Genomic DNA, 14,817 nt, shown 5'->3' with positions numbered 1-14,817 from the left:
CGCCGTTGCGGCGAAGCGAGTTCCTGCTTGATAGCCTGTTTATGAACAGCCGGCCCTTCTCAATGGAGCGGCCGTTGGTAGAAGAAAACCCCTTTCCCGATAGGAGGGGGTTTACTGAATGTTTACGATGCTATCTCCCCGGTCCTGGATTTTCCCGGGCCTGATGCAAACCGGTTGACCACTACAGGGCAGTGATATGGAACGGCAAACCAAGCGAGAATTAATCGGCAATGAAGGGCTGGTCCTGCTGGACACCTTTCGGCGGTTGAATCGTCGTGGTGCGGTCGCCCATCTCATCAAGCTGATCAACAAGACCCATCCGGCGGATATTGCCTGGGTGTTTCGTCACCTTACCCCTGGTGACCGCAAGAGTATCTTCAATATCATTATCCAGACCGATGCGGTGGGCGAGTTTCTGAGCGAACTCGACCAGTCCCTGATCCAGGAACTTGTCCAGGATCTCACCCCCAAGTTCATGGCCGCGGTGGTTGCGGAGATGCCCTCCGACGACGTTGCCGATCTCCTTGAGGCCATTGACCAGGAGATGGCCGATGAGATCCGGCGGTTGATGGAAAAGGAGGACCGGGAAGAGGTTGACGAACTGCTCCAGTACCATCCCGAGAGTGCCGGCGGCCTGATGTCGCCGGACTTCATGGCCCTGGACGAGGAGTTGACCGTTGGCGACGCGATCCGCAAGGTGCAGGAGCGCAGCGAAGAGAAGGAGATGGCCTTTTATCTCTACATCACCCATGGCGAGGACCAGTTGGCCGGAGTGGTTTCGTTGCGGGAGCTGCTCCTCCATCCGCCCTACCGGCAGTTGAAAAACATCATGAACCCCTCGGTGATCTCGGTGACAACCGATACTGATCAGGAAGAGGTGGCCCATGTCATCTCCCAGTACAATATCCTGGCCGTGCCGGTGGTTGATCCCTCCTACAATCTGGTGGGGATCGTTACCGTGGATGATATCATCGACGTTATCCGCGAAGAGGCTACCGAAGATTTTCTCCAGATGGCCGGGGCCGGCAAGGACCGGGAGATCCTGTTGAAACCCACCCTGGCCAATGCCATGACCCGGGTGCCGTGGCTGTTTGCCAGCTGGCTGGGCGGGATTACCGCAATGCTGATCATCACCAGCTTTCAAAGCGAGTTGCAGAAGGTCCTGGCCCTGGCCGCCTTTATTCCCATTGTCATGGGGATGGGCGGTAATATCGCCACCCAGTCCAGCACCATTGTCATCCGCGGCATGGCCACCGGCCGGGTAAACATGCAGGAACTGTCCCGGGTGATCTTCAAGGAGATGCGGGTGGGGATCATCCTGGGCGCCATCTACGGCTCCCTGCTCGGAGTTGTTGCCAGCCTGGGCTATCGCGACCCGGCCTTTCTCGGCCTGGTGGTCGGGTTGTCGGTGTTTTTTTCCATGACCCTGGCCGCCACCGTGGGCACCATCGTCCCCCTGACCCTGAAACGGCTCGACATCGACGCCGCAGTGGCCACCGGACCCTTTGTCACCACCACAATCGACATCCTCGGGGTGTCGGTCTACTTCAGCGTGGCCAAGCTGCTCCTGGATCTTTAGACCTTTTTTGTCCCGGCCTGGAGCATTTTTCTTTTTCTCCGGGCAAACTCCCGCATATTGCTGGCCAGGTCGGTCTCGTCAACGATCTCCCGGCCAACGATCTCCTCGATAATATCCTCCAGGCTGATTACCCCGGTGACGCTGCCATATTCGTCCACCACCACAAAGAGATGCTGCCGCCGCTCGAAGAAGTCGAGCAGTATCCGGTTGAGCGGGGCGGCCTCGGGTACGAAATGGACCGGCTGCATCAGCTCGGCAAGCCGTTTGTCGCCGCAGTCTGGGCTCGAGCCCAGGAAGACATCCTTGCGCAGGACGATGCCGACCACGTCGTCGGGGTCGGTGGCATAGATCGGGGCCCGGCTGTGGCGATTCCACTGCTCCTGCATCTCCCGGGCCTCGGCCACGGTCAGGTGTTCGCTCAGGGAAAAGGTTACCGTGCGCGGGGTCATCACCTGGCGGACGATCTTGTTCCTGAGTTTCAGGATATTGGCGATTACCTTTTCCTGTTCCGGGTCGATCACTCCGGACTCGCGGCTGAGGACCGCGATGGCCAGGATTTCCTCCTGGGAGACCGAGTGTTCCTTTTTCCGTTTCGGGATCAGGCGGGTCACTGCCCGGCAGAGCCAGACGACCGGGGCGAGAATCCTGATCATCCACTGGATGGGCGCGGCGACCCACGGGGCCAGTTCCCGGGCATAGGCCACCCCGACGGTCTTGGGCAGGATCTCGGAGAAGAGCAGAATGAACAGGGTGAAAACAGCGGAAAAGAGGCCGAGATAATGGTCTCCGAAGGCCGCGATAAAGGAGGCCCCGGCCACGGCCGCGCCCATGGTGTTGGCAATGGTGTTCAGGGTGAGAATGGCGGTGATCGGCCGATGGATGTCTTTTTTCAGTTTCTTGAGAATTGCGCCGGACTTCTTGCCGGACTGGTCCAGCACCTCGATCTGGGAGACGGACAGTGAATAAAGGGTGGCCTCGAAGATGCTGCACAGCGCTGAGACGGAAACAGCGAGAAAGACGGAGAGATAAAGCTGGAAGTACACGACCGGCGGCCTCCTTGTGATCTTGGGTCTGATGACTTGCCCTGGCAGCGGTAAATTTTTTTTCCGCAACCATGGATTTATGGTAAAAAATACCGGTGTTATTATAACGGGGTTACACGGGTTGACAATTTTGTCGGTCTCGCAACAACCCGCTCGACGGACGTGATTCGTCTTGTAACTTGTTGATTCTATTGGGTGGCATTTGAAGCCTTTCGGGTTGTTACGAGTTCATCAATTTTACCGGCAAACGAGTTTTTTCGATTGCAATACCTTAGTCAATAGCCGGGAAAGTCCAAAGAAAAAAGGAGCATGGAATGATCAAAGCGTCACAACGGAGGCCGGAAACATTCAGCGGCGACCTGCTGGTCTATTTTGTCCGCCGGCCGGCCGAGAACAACATACCTGTATGCGGCAATCCCGTGCTGGACCCGGTTATCGACCGGGCCTATCGGAGCGGTGATTTCACGGCCAAGGCCGGCCAGACCCTGTTGGTCTATCCGCAACAGGGGGTCAAGGCGAATCGATTGCTGGTGGTGGGGCTGGGCCGGGAACCACTTGACCGGGAGCTTTTCCGGCTGGCCGGCGGTACGGCAGCGGCCGCCGGCCAGAAGACCAGGGCGACAAAGATGATGGCGGTCCTGCCCGGCCGGCTCGATTTTGATCCAGCCGAAATGGCTGAATGTCTTACCGAGGGGCTCTTGCTGGGCGCCTATCAATTCCGCAAATATATGACCGTTGAACCGGAGGATGAGGCGCCGGGCAGGATTGAGAGCATACTGTTGAGCAGTGCGACCGGGGCTGCAACGGCCAGGGGAATAAAGAGAGGCGCGGCAGCCGCGGCCGCCGGCTGCGCGGCCCGGGACATGGCCAATGAACCGGGAAACGTCTGGACCCCGGCCAGTTTTGCCGAGTTCGGCGAGATGCTGGCCCGGGACGGGAGCCTGGTCTGCACGGTGCTGGGCAAGAACGAGATGAAAAAAATGGGCATGGGCGGGATTCTCGGGGTCAACAGCGGTTCGGCCCGGCCGCCGGCCCTGGTGATCGTTGAATACCGGGTATCGAAAAAAGCGCCGACCCTGCTCCTGGTGGGCAAGGGGCTTACCTTTGATTCCGGCGGGATCAGCATCAAGCCCTCGGCCAAGATGGAAGAGATGAAGTATGATATGTGCGGCGGCGCCGCGGTCCTGGCGGCCATGCAGGCGGTGGCCGCGGAAAAGCCCGGAAAAGTCAACGTGGTGGCCGTGGTTCCGGCCACCGAGAATCTGCCCGGCCCGGCGGCCCTTAAACCAGGAGACATCATCACTGTTTACAACGGTAAAACCGTTGAGGTGGTCAATACCGATGCCGAAGGACGGTTGATACTGGCCGATGCCCTGGCCTATGCCATCGAAAAGTTCAAACCCGCGGCAGTGATCGATATCGCCACCCTGACCGGCGCGGTGGTTATCGGCCTGGGGCATCACCGGACCGGGATGCTGGCCAATGACGACGATCTTGCCGCCCGGGTGGCTGATGCTGCCGGGCGCAGCGGCGAACCGGTCTGGCGGCTGCCCCTGGGTCCCGAGTATCGCAAGCAGATAAAATCAGAGGTGGCTGACATCAAGAACGTGGGCAACCGGGCCGGCGGCACCATTACCGCGGCCGTATTTCTCCAGGAATTTGTCAACGATATCCCCTGGGTCCATCTCGACATTGCCGGCACGGCCTGGAATTTTACCGAAAAGTCATATATACCGAAAGGACCTTCCGGTATCGGGGCCAGAACCTTTATTGAACTGATCCGTAACTGGAAGTAACAACACCCCGGCCCGGTGTCTCCGGCTGGGCTTATATGGAGTGACAACAGGGAGATTTAAAGGACAGGGCCTGTCCCTGAAAGCGTTCACCAGTGCTCGAGGTCAGAAAATGGAGAAACAGAAACTGGCGGATATTTTAACTCCCGACATTGTCGGGGTCTCGCCCGGCACCTTGATTTCCGAAACCATGGGGTTGATGACCCGCAACAACATCAGCTGTGTGGTGGTGCTGGACCAGGACCGGCCGGTGGGCATTGTTACCGAGCGAAACATTGTCAAGTTGGTTGCCGCTGAATGGGACCGGTTTCACGACGGCCCGGTACGGGAGATGATGAGTTCCCCGGTGGTTACGGCCCCGGCGGACATGGACATCTTCGGGGCCTACAACCTGCTCTCCACCCAGGGAATGCGCCATCTGGTGGTGGCGGACGGGGATCAACGCCCGGTCGGGGTCGTTACCCTGTCCAATATCGTCGAGCACCTGACCTACGAGTCGTTCGTGGTCATCAAGCGGGTGTCCCAGGTGATGACCAGGGTTGTTTTCACTGTAAACCGGGATGCGGGACTCAGAAAGGCCCTGATCGAAATGTCCAGAAAATCGATGAGTTGTATCGTGGTGACGGATGGCCGTCAACCACTGGGCATTATTACCGAACGCGATGCCTCCCATCTGCTCATCGAGCACCCCGATCTCTCCCGCCTCACGGTGGCCGAGGTAATGAGCGACTCCCTGGAAACGGTCCATGGCGACACCTCCCTGTCCACGGCCGTTGCGATCATGAAGGAAAAAAAGCTGCGTCGCCTGGTGGTGATTGACAGCAAGGGCCGGATCGAGGGGCTGACCACCCAGTCTGATATCGTCAAGGGTCTTGAGGGCAAGTATATCCAGGCCTTGAGCGAGATCATCCGGGAAAAGGACAGCGTTATCCAGAGCACCACCCGGGATCTTGCCGAAAAGACAGCCTATCTCGACAATATCCTCCACTCGGCAATCGATTACGGGATAATCGCCATTAACCTCAACCATCGGGTCGTTTATTTCAATCCCGGCGCCGAACATATCTTCGGGGTAGGCAAGGATGCGGTCCTGGGCCTGGATATCGGGGCTGTCCACCAGAACGACGAAACGCTGTTGACTCAGGTAAAGTTTGTGCTCAACAGCATCGGCAAGGGCGGCCGGGAGGCATTTCTCATCGAACGCTGTCAGGGCGACAAGCGGCAGAGTATCAGCGCCAGGGCCTCCGGCATCTGGGACAAACAGGAGCGCCTGGTCGGTTTCTTCCTGATGGTCAGGGATATCACCAAGCGCCGGCAGGCCGAGGAGGAACTGAAAAGGGTCCATGAAGAGCTTGAGCTGCGGGTCGTGGAGCGAACCCGGCAACTGTCCAAGGCGATGAACGGGGCGGTTGAGGCCATGGCCCTGACCGTTGAGATGCGCGACCCCTATACCTCCGGGCACCAGCGGAGAGTGGCCGATCTGGCCGCGGCCATTGCCAGGGAAATGGGGCTGTCCCGGGAAAAGGTCGAAGGGGTCTACATGGCCGGAGTCATCCATGACATCGGCAAGATACGGGTGCCGTCCGGTATCCTCTGCCATCCGGGCCGGCTCTCCGAGGCTGAGTTCGGGATCCTGCAACCGCACCCTGCCGTGGGCTATGATATCCTGAAGGGAATCGAGTTCCCCTGGCCGCTTGCCGAAATCGTACTCCAGCACCATGAACGGCTCGATGGCAGCGGCTATCCCCATGGACTCAAAAACGGCCGGATTCTGCTCAAGGCAAGGATTCTCGCCGTGGCCGACGTGGTGGAGGCGATGTCCTCCCACCGGCCATACCGTCCGGCGTTGGGGGTGGAACATGCCTTAAGGGAGATCAGCGCAAAACGCGGCACCTGCTACGAGCCCGCCGCAGTGGACGCCTGTGTCGAACTGTTTACCAATAAAAAATATCAGTTCCCTTCCCATTTCCGTGAAGAATCAGAGTCGCTCTGAGCCGGTAACCGCACGATTATAAAAAAACAGGGCCCTGGTGGTTCCGGCCCCGGCGTTGACATTGATAATTTCGAGGGTCTGCCCCTCCAGCCGGACAATCGGATAGACGATTTTTTCACTGCTGCGCCATAAGACTGGCCAATGAACCGTGTCCATGAAAATCGGCTTAATCAGTGATCTGCATGCCACGGCAGGTCCCGTGCGGGAAGCCCTGGCTGTTTTTCAGAGGCAGGGGGTGGATCGTGTTCTCTGTGGTGGAGACATTGCCGGCTACGGGACGGAGCTGGAGCAAACCGTTGACCTGCTTATTGGGAGTGGATGTGAAACGATTCCGGGTAACCATGATCTCTGGTATCTGAACCGCCCTGCTGACCGGAAATCAGCGCGGGTTGTTACATTTTTCGAGAAACTGCCTTTATGGCTGGAAGTAACCCTCAAAGGGAAGCGTGTCTACCTGGTTCATGCAAGTCCTCCACAGTCACTCATGGAGGGAATCACCCTGTTGGATGAACATGCACAGCTCCTGACAAGCCGGAAAGAGCGATGGACCGATGAACTGGAAGGATCTGAATTCGATGTACTGGTGGTTGGCCATACCCACCAGGTTTTTGCCGAACAGTTGGGCAATGTTCTGGTGATCAATCCGGGAAGCACGAAGTTCAACCATACCTGCGCGATCCTCAGCCTTCCCGAGATGGAGTTTCAAATATTTGCTTTATCGAACAAAACCCCGGTGCTTGCCTGGAACTGGGGAATGATCCGAAGAAGCGGATGAACCGGACCGTGAGTAATAGACGGTTATCATAACACAGCACAGCGAGCTTCCAGGTTTGCCGCGCTTCTATGCCCTTTCCTGATAAAGGGCGTATGGTCCGGCAGGGGAGAGCGGGAGGAGGAATTATGGGATGGAAAAAGGCTGTTGGGATTCCGGTTGTTTTTCTGGTCGTCCTGGCCGGGGCGGTCTTCATCTTTATTTCCACCTATGACTACGCCAACCTCAAACCGGTACTCGAGGAACAGGTCGCCGTTGCCACCGGCCGGACCCTTACCATTGCCGGTCCGGTCCGTCTGCGGCTTGGCTTGACCCCCAGCCTGGTGGTTGATGATGTTGGTTTTGAAAACGCGGCCTGGGGTTCGCGGCCGGAGCTGGTTAGCCTCAAAAAACTGCAGGTCAAGGTCGCCCTTCTGCCCCTGCTGTCACGAAACATCGTTGTTCGGGAGTTTATCCTGATCGAGCCGGATATCCTGCTTGAGACCGACAAGCAGGGCCAGGGCAACTGGGTTTTCAGCGCCAGGAAAAAAGAGACTGCGCCGGACAAGAAAGGGGGCGCCGGGCCGGGGATCCGGCTCGAGAATGTGCGGATCAAGAACGGCCGGGTTACCTATCTGGACGGCCGGACCGGTAAAACCTACACGCTTTTGCTGGATGATATGACCATTGCCCCGGCACCACAGGACCGGCTGGCCCTGGATCTGAACGGGAGCTATAACCGGAACGCTTTTAGTGTCAATGGAACCGTTGCCGGGCTCGATGCCCTGCTGGCAAGGGCCGAACCCTGGCCCCTGGACCTGACCGTGACTGCTGCCGGTTCCACCATCAAGGCGGCCGGAACCATGGCCCTGGCCGAAAAGGGGCTGGAACTTGACCTGGCGGTTTCCCTTGATTCGCCGTCCCTGGGCCGGCTTGCCGGTCTGGCCGGAATAAAAGGGATACCTGATGTCGGCCCGGTCGCACTGTCGGCCGGCCTTGGCGGTAATCCGGCCGGTTCCCTTGCCATAACCGGTCTGGAGGTCCGCCTTGGTGAATCCGATCTCAAGGGCAGTGCATCGGTTGCCCTGGGCGGTCCCCGGCCCCGGCTCACCGCCGATCTGACCTCGAACAGGCTCGACTTGCGCCCCCTGCAGCCGGCAGAAGAAAAGGCCGAAGTCGCGGCCACGGAAAAAGAGAAAAAGGTCTTTCCTGATACCCCGTTAAAACTGGCCGGCTTAAAGGCCGCGGATCTCACCGCTATCGTCAAAATCGGTCGCCTGGTCCTGCGTCGGGCAATGGTGGACGATCTTTCCGTCAGGATCATCTTGAAAGACGGCCGTCTCAAACTGGACCCCATGACCGCCAAGATCGCCGGCGGCTCGATGACCGGCCGGCTTGCCTTGCGTGAACAGGGCAACAAGGCGGTGCTGGCCGCTGCCTTTAAAATCGAAAAGCTCGATCTGGACCGTTTGCTCAAGGAGATCGGGGCCAGGGAAATGGTTGCGGGCAAGCTGGATATCGAGGCCGATCTGGCCGGCAGCGGCGGTTCGGTGGCCGCGCTGATGGCAAGCCTTGACGGCAGGACCAGGTTGGTGATGGGCAAGGGCAGGATTAATAACAAACAGCTTGGTCGCATCGGCGTTGACCTGGCCGGCTCCCTGACACGGATGATCAATCCGCTTGCAGAGAAATCCGACTACACCGAGGCCAACTGTTTTGTCAGCGGTTTTGCAGTCAAGAACGGCCTGGCCCGGTCCACGGCCCTGCTCCTTGACACCCCGCGGATGAGCGTTATCGGGGACGGCAGGATCAACCTGAAGACCGAGGGACTGAGCCTGGCGCTTAAGCCTTTGCCCAAGAAAGGGGTGGCCGGTTTCAATCTCAATCTCGCTGAGTTGGCCAGATCCTTCAAGCTGGGCGGCACCCTGGCCAGGCCGGCCCTGGTCATTGATCCGGGCCAGACCGCGCTGGCCATCGGCAAGGCAGCGGGCGGTATCGCCCTGTTCGGGCCGGTGGGTATTGCCGCGGTCCTGGCCGGCAAGGACGAAACTGACGAAAATCCCTGCCTGACGGCACTGGCAAAGGTTGAAAAAGGCGCTGCCGCCAAACCCGGAGACAGGGACAAGGGTGCGATAAAAAACAGCGGCGCCCCCCTGGACGGGGATGCCGGAGAGATCGGCGGAACACTGGAGAAACTGTTCGGCCGTTAAACCGGGCTGCAATTTATCGTTGTCGTAACCGTTCACCGGGGGTACGGATTTACGGTAACCTCATGCCCGTAAGCGTTTACCAGTGGCTTAGATTCGTTCATTTGGGACAGCGAAGCATACTGGTGCTATTCGAGCAGGCCCAAATGGGTGAAGATGAGGTGCTGGTGAACGCTTACTCGTTGTCAGGGGACAGGTTCTCTGAAAGTCGCCACAAAGCGCCGCGCTCGCCATGGCGGGGAGATCTTTCATTCTTTTGTTGTGGCTGGACCATATTGGCCGGCCATGCTGGTTGTTTCTCCAGTTCCCGGCTCATCCGTTTCCAGCCCAAAGGCCGCGGCAAAGAGTTTGCGGGTATAGGGATGGGTGGGGTTGCGGAAGATTTCGCCGGCCGGTCCTGATTCCACGATCAGCCCTTCCTTCATCACCGCCACCTCGTCACACAGGGCCCGGATTATCCGCAGGTCATGGGAGATGAACAGATAGGTCATTCCGAGTCTTGTCTGGAGGTCCTTGAGCAGCTCGATGATCTGGGCCTGGATGGTCATGTCCAGGGCGCTGGTGGGCTCGTCCAGCACCAGAAACCGCGGTTTCAGGGCCACGGCCCGGGCAATGGCGATTCGCTGCCGCTGGCCCCCGGAGAATTCATGGGGATAGCGGTCCGCCATCTCCGGAACAAGCCCCACCTCCAGCAGACTCTGTTCCACCAGTTGCCGCTGTTTTCTTTTATCTCTGCCGATTCCATGCACCTTGAGCCCCTCGTTGATGATCTCCTCAACGGTCAACCGGGGCGAGAGCGAGGAAAAAGGATCCTGGAACACCACCTGCAACTCCTTGCGCAGGGGCCTCATCCCGGCGATGTCAAGGGCGAGCAGATCGATTTCCCCGTTCTCCCGCATGTAACGGATCCGGCCCTGGCAGCCGGTGAGTCGCAACAGACACATCCCCAGAGTGGACTTGCCCGAGCCAGATTCGCCCACCACCCCATAGGTGGATCCCTGGCGGATGGTGAGCGAGATCCCGTCCACCGCCTTGATCAGGCCCACGGTTTTTTTAAAGAACCCGGCCTTGATCGGAAAATGACAGCGCATGTCCTTAATTGTGAGCAGGGGGGCTCCCCGGGGTCTTGGCTCCGGGAAGCCCCTGGGCACGCTGGCCAGCAGATGTCGGGTGTAGGAATCGACCGGGTTGGTAAAGATCTGTTCGGTATCTCCCTGCTCGACTATCCGGCCCTGGCGCATGATGTGAACCTGGCCGGCAATCTTGCGCACCATGTTGAGATCATGGGTAATCAGGAGTACGGCCATGCCCATTTCCCGTTGCAGGTCCTTGATCAGGGCCAGGATCTGGGCCTGGATGGTGACGTCCAGCGCGGTGGTCGGCTCATCGGCGATCAACAGGGCCGGCCGGCAGGCCAGGGCCATGGCGATCATCACCCGCTGCCGTTGCCCGCCGGAGAGTTGATGGGGATAGCTGGCCAGCCGTTGTTCCGGGTCCGGAATCCCGGTCCGGGCCAGCAGGTTGATCGCCTTGTCCCGGGCCTCCTGTCTGGCAAGTCCCTGGTGGAGAATCAGGGATTCCATTACCTGGGCGCCGATGGTGTAGACCGGGTTGAGCGAGGTCATCGGCTCCTGGAAGATCATCGCTATCCGGTTGCCGCGCAGCCTGCGGACCTGTTCCTCGCTGCTGGTCAGGAGGTCCTGCTCCTCGAACAGAATCTCCCCGCGCATGCTCACCGTGGCGGTCCGTTCCAGGAGTCTCAGGATCGACAAGGCGGTTACCGACTTGCCGGAGCCGGACTCACCCACCAGGGCCACGGTCTGGCCCGGGGCAACGGTCAGGGACACCGAATCAAGCACCTGTTCCGGGCCGGTCTCGGTGTGGATGGTCAGCGAAAGCTCCTTGAGTTCCAGCAAGTTCATCATTTTTTCTTTGCGACCAGGGATTGGCGGGGATCAAAGGTTTCACGCAGGGCCTCGCCGATAAAGACCAGCAAGACAAGGGTGCCCACCAGCACCACAAAGGTGGAGAGCGACAGCCACCAGGCCTCGATATTGCTCTTGCCCTGGGCCAGCAGTTCGCCCAGGCTCGGGGTGGAGGGCGGCACCCCGAGGCCCAGAAAATCGAGGCTGGTCAGGGCCAGGATCGCGCCGGACATCCGAAAGGGCAGAAAGGTGATCACCGGGGTCATGCCGTTGGGCAGCAGGTGGCGGAACATGATGGTCAGGTTGCCCACCCCCAGGGCCTTGGCCGCAGTGACGTAGTCCATGTTGCGGCCCTTGAGGAACTCGGCCCGCACATAGTCGGAAAGCCCCATCCAGCCGAACATGGACAGCAGGATGATCAGCAGCAGGACGCTGGGCTTGAAAATCGAGGCAAAGATAATCAGCAGATAGAGTTCAGGCATGGCGCTCCAGATCTCGATGAAGCGTTGAAAAAAAAGATCGGTCTTGCCGCCGAAATAGCCCTGCACCGCGCCGGCAATGATCCCCAGTCCGGTACCCACCAGGGTCAGGCAGAAGCCGAACAGCACTGACAGTCGAAACCCGTAAATGAGCCGGGCCAGCACGTCCCGGCCGCGGTCATCGGTGCCGAGATAGTTGGCCCGGGTGGGCGGCGAGGGCACTGGTCCCTCTATCGCCTGGTTGATGGAGTTGTAGGAGTGGGGATTGATCGGGAAAAGGACCCAGTTGCCGTTGGTGGTGAGCTTTTCCAGGATATAAGGATCGCGGTAATCGGTCTCAGTATCAAAATCTCCGCCAAACAGGGTCTCGGGATAGGACTTGAAGACCGGATAGTAAAAAGAATCCTGATAGCAGAGCAGAAAGGGTTTGTCGTTGCTGATCAACTCGGCGTTCATGCCGAGGATAAAAAGGATGGAAAAAAGAACCAGGCTGTAGAAGCCCCGGCGGTTGCTTTTAAACCGCCGCCAGCGTCGCCGGGCCAGGCCTGTTCCCGGGCGGCGGCTCATTTCTGCTCCACGCTCTCAAAGGTGATCCGCGGATCCACCAGCACATAGCTCAGATCCGAAAGCAGGCGGGAGATCAGACCGATGATCGTAAAGAAATAAAGGGTGCCCAGCACCACCGGGTAGTCACGGTTCATTACCGACTGGTAGGCCAGCAGCCCCATCCCGTCCAGCGAGAAGATGGTCTCGATCAGCAGGCTGCCGGTGAAAAAGGCGGTGATAAAGGAACCGGGAAAGCCGGTGATGATCGGGATGATCGCATTGCGGAACACATGGCGGTAGAGGACCTGGTTTTCCCCCAACCCCTTGGCCCGGGCGGTGAGCACGTACTGCTTGCGGATCTCCTCCAGAAAACTGTTCTTGGTCAGCAGGGTCATCACCGCCAGGCTGCCCACGGTGCTGGCGGTGACCGGCAGGACCATGTGCCAAAGATAGTCGAGAATCTTTGCGATGAGGCTCATCTCGGACCAGTTGTCGGAGACCAGGCCCCGGAGCGGGAAAATACTCCAGAAGCTGCCGCCGCCGAACAGGACGATCATCAGGATGGCCAGGACAAAACCGGGGATAGCGTAGCCGACCAGGATCACGCTGCTGGAGATGACATCGAACCGGTCGCCGTGGTGTACCGCCTTGGAGATGCCCAGCGGAATGCAGGTGAGGTAGACGATCAGAAAGGACCAGAGTCCCAGGGACATGGACACCGGCAGCTTGGAGATCACCAGTTGGACCACGCTCTGGTGGTGGTAATAACTGGTGCCGAAATCAAAGACCAGGTAGTTCTTCATCATGATCAGGAACCGTTCCAGCGGCGGCTTGTCAAAGCCGTAGAGTTTTTTAAGTTGCTCTATCCGTTGCTGGTCCAGTCCCTGTCTGCCCTGGTAGAGACCACTGGTGGTGCCGGCCCGGACCTCGCCGGTGGCGCCCAGGGCGGTCTTGGCGCCATGGCCCTCGATTTCAGCCATCATCCGCTCCACCGGACCGCCGGGCACGAACTGGGTCACCATAAAGGTGATCAGCATGATCCCGAACAGGGTGGGGATCATCAACAGGATGCGTTTCAGGATATAGGCGGCCATGTTTGTCGAGTGGCGTCGGCGGACAGGGGTAACAGGTTTATATGTAAAATCGTTCCAGACCAAGATCGTTGTCCGGAGAGATTTTTATTATTGATTGTGGCTGCGGTCCAAAAGTTATGGTCCGGCCCGATGTCCGGTTACGGAGATTGCCAAACATACCAGGGCGAACCGGCTACGGCAAGTGGATTGACCGGGGAGACAACCGGCCGGCCCGGCCCGGGGCGGTGACAATAAGTTCCAGCGTAATCAATCACAGGGTAAGGCGCCGGCAACCCGGTAAACTCCAGGCCTGTGATCGCTTACGTTCCGGCTGCAACCAGCACGCGGAAACGGGCCGGCCCGCCGGGACCCCTGGCGCAAAGGCGGGGCCATTGATTGACAAGCAGGCCCAAGTGTTGTAATCCGATTACCAGGGGTGGATCTGAAAAACCGTGAAACAGGAGAGGGCCATGGAGATAGTCATTGTCGGCGCAGGCGCCATCGGCCGGGTGTTCGGGGCCCTGCTCAGCCGGGGCGGTCACCGGGTCTGGTTCGTGGAAACACGCGAGGACGTTGTTGAGGCGATCAACCGGAACGGTATCGAGATCATGGATATCGGGGTGGAAGACCCCGGTGCCATGACCCGTGTCCCGGCCCGGGCGGTGAACAACGGTCAGGAGATCAAGCAGTGCGATCTTGTGATCCTGGCGGTAAAATCCTTTGATACCCGGGCCGCGGTAAAGGGGGTCGCCCACCTGGTTGCCGAGGATTCGCCGGTCCTGAGCCTGCAGACCGGGCTCGGCAACCTGGAGATCATGGAAAAGGTGGTGGGCCGCGATAATATCATCGGCGGCTTTACCTTCATGGCCGGCATCGGCCTGGGCCCCGGCCGGGTCAAACACAGCGGCCTGGGCGACACCCTGATCGGCGAGTTGACCGGTCAGCCCACTCCCCGGATCGAGCGGCTGAGCCAGGTCCTGACCCGGAGCGGGATCCCCACCGAGGTGACCCGGGAGGTTAAGGAGAAGCTCTGGTGCAAGGTGATCGTATATTCGGCCATCAACAGTGTTTCCGCCGTGTTGCGGATGAGAAACGGGATGCTTCTCCAGAACATGGAGTCCATCACCCTGATGAAACGGCTGGTGGACGAGGGCCGGGCCGTGGCCGAGGCCTGCGATATCGATATCCGGCAGGATCTCTATGAACTGCTCTTTGATATCTGCAACCGGACCGCCGCCAACATGTCCTCCATGCTCCAGGACGTGGTCAACCGCAAGCGCACCGAGGTGGATGCCTTGAACGGGATGCTCTGTGCATATGGGACCGAACAGCGGGTGGCCACTCCCACCCAGCAGACCATGGTGCAGTTGGTCAAGCTGGTGGAAAAATGGGATCAATGCTACATCGTTGATACCTGATCCGCATTTC

General features: G+C 59.1%; 10 protein-coding genes. 6 read left to right on the top strand and 4 right to left on the bottom strand.

Features of this window, described 5'->3' with window-relative positions; genetic code table 11:
• The first annotated feature begins 196 nt into the window (after nucleotides 1-196).
• A complete protein-coding gene (gene mgtE / locus L3J03_05145; protein ID MCF6290364.1) occupies nucleotides 197-1,579 on the top strand; it encodes a magnesium transporter in 1,383 nt (460 codons plus the stop codon).
• Here mgtE and L3J03_05140 read toward each other — a convergent pair.
• Nucleotides 1,576-2,622 carry a hemolysin family protein gene (locus tag L3J03_05140; GenBank protein MCF6290363.1) on the bottom strand — a complete coding sequence of 349 codons (1,047 nt, stop codon included), beginning with the start codon at nucleotides 2,620-2,622 and terminating at the stop codon, nucleotides 1,576-1,578. The two genes, mgtE and L3J03_05140, sit on opposite strands and share 4 nt — an antisense overlap.
• A gap of 314 nt (nucleotides 2,623-2,936) precedes the next feature.
• On the opposite strand from L3J03_05140, the gene L3J03_05135 reads away from it, so the two are divergent.
• From L3J03_05135 to L3J03_05120, 4 genes are all read left to right on the top strand, one after another.
• Nucleotides 2,937-4,418 (top strand): leucyl aminopeptidase, encoded by a 1,482-nt coding sequence (locus L3J03_05135; protein MCF6290362.1) that lies wholly within the window; start codon nucleotides 2,937-2,939, stop codon nucleotides 4,416-4,418.
• A gap of 109 nt (nucleotides 4,419-4,527) precedes the next feature.
• A complete protein-coding gene (locus L3J03_05130; protein MCF6290361.1) occupies nucleotides 4,528-6,408 on the top strand; it encodes a CBS domain-containing protein in 1,881 nt (626 codons plus the stop codon).
• 154 nt (nucleotides 6,409-6,562) lie between these two features.
• Nucleotides 6,563-7,183, top strand: coding sequence for a metallophosphatase family protein (locus tag L3J03_05125; GenBank protein ID MCF6290360.1), 621 nt, complete (start codon nucleotides 6,563-6,565; stop codon nucleotides 7,181-7,183).
• A 125-nt stretch (nucleotides 7,184-7,308) separates the two neighbouring features.
• Nucleotides 7,309-9,369, top strand: coding sequence for an AsmA family protein (locus L3J03_05120; GenBank protein MCF6290359.1), 2,061 nt, complete (start codon nucleotides 7,309-7,311; stop codon nucleotides 9,367-9,369).
• 245 nt (nucleotides 9,370-9,614) lie between these two features.
• Here L3J03_05120 and L3J03_05115 read toward each other — a convergent pair whose 3' ends face one another.
• Genes L3J03_05115 through yejB form a run of 3 tightly spaced genes read right to left on the bottom strand, consistent with a single transcriptional unit; the run spans nucleotide 9,615 to nucleotide 13,410 of the window.
• Entirely contained in the window at nucleotides 9,615-11,291 is a 1,677-nt protein-coding gene (locus L3J03_05115) for an ABC transporter ATP-binding protein (protein ID MCF6290358.1), read from the bottom strand.
• On the bottom strand, nucleotides 11,288-12,337 hold the full coding sequence (locus L3J03_05110; GenBank protein MCF6290357.1) for an ABC transporter permease: 1,050 nt from the start codon (nucleotides 12,335-12,337) through the stop codon (nucleotides 11,288-11,290). Before L3J03_05110 ends, L3J03_05115 begins: the two co-directional genes overlap by 4 nt.
• On the bottom strand, nucleotides 12,334-13,410 hold the full coding sequence (gene yejB, locus L3J03_05105) for a microcin C ABC transporter permease YejB (protein MCF6290356.1): 1,077 nt from the start codon (nucleotides 13,408-13,410) through the stop codon (nucleotides 12,334-12,336). The genes L3J03_05110 and yejB overlap by 4 nt, the downstream gene beginning before the upstream one ends.
• Before the next feature lie 449 nt (nucleotides 13,411-13,859).
• Between yejB and L3J03_05100 the strand changes: the two genes are divergently transcribed.
• Entirely contained in the window at nucleotides 13,860-14,807 is a 948-nt protein-coding gene (locus L3J03_05100) for a ketopantoate reductase family protein (GenBank protein ID MCF6290355.1), read from the top strand.
• The last annotated feature ends 10 nt before the right edge of the window (nucleotides 14,808-14,817 follow it).

The organism is Desulfobacterales bacterium, assembly GCA_021647905.1.
Lineage (GTDB): Bacteria > Desulfobacterota > Desulfobulbia > Desulfobulbales > BM004 > JAKITW01.
This window is presented reverse-complemented; position numbering and strand designations above follow the sequence as displayed.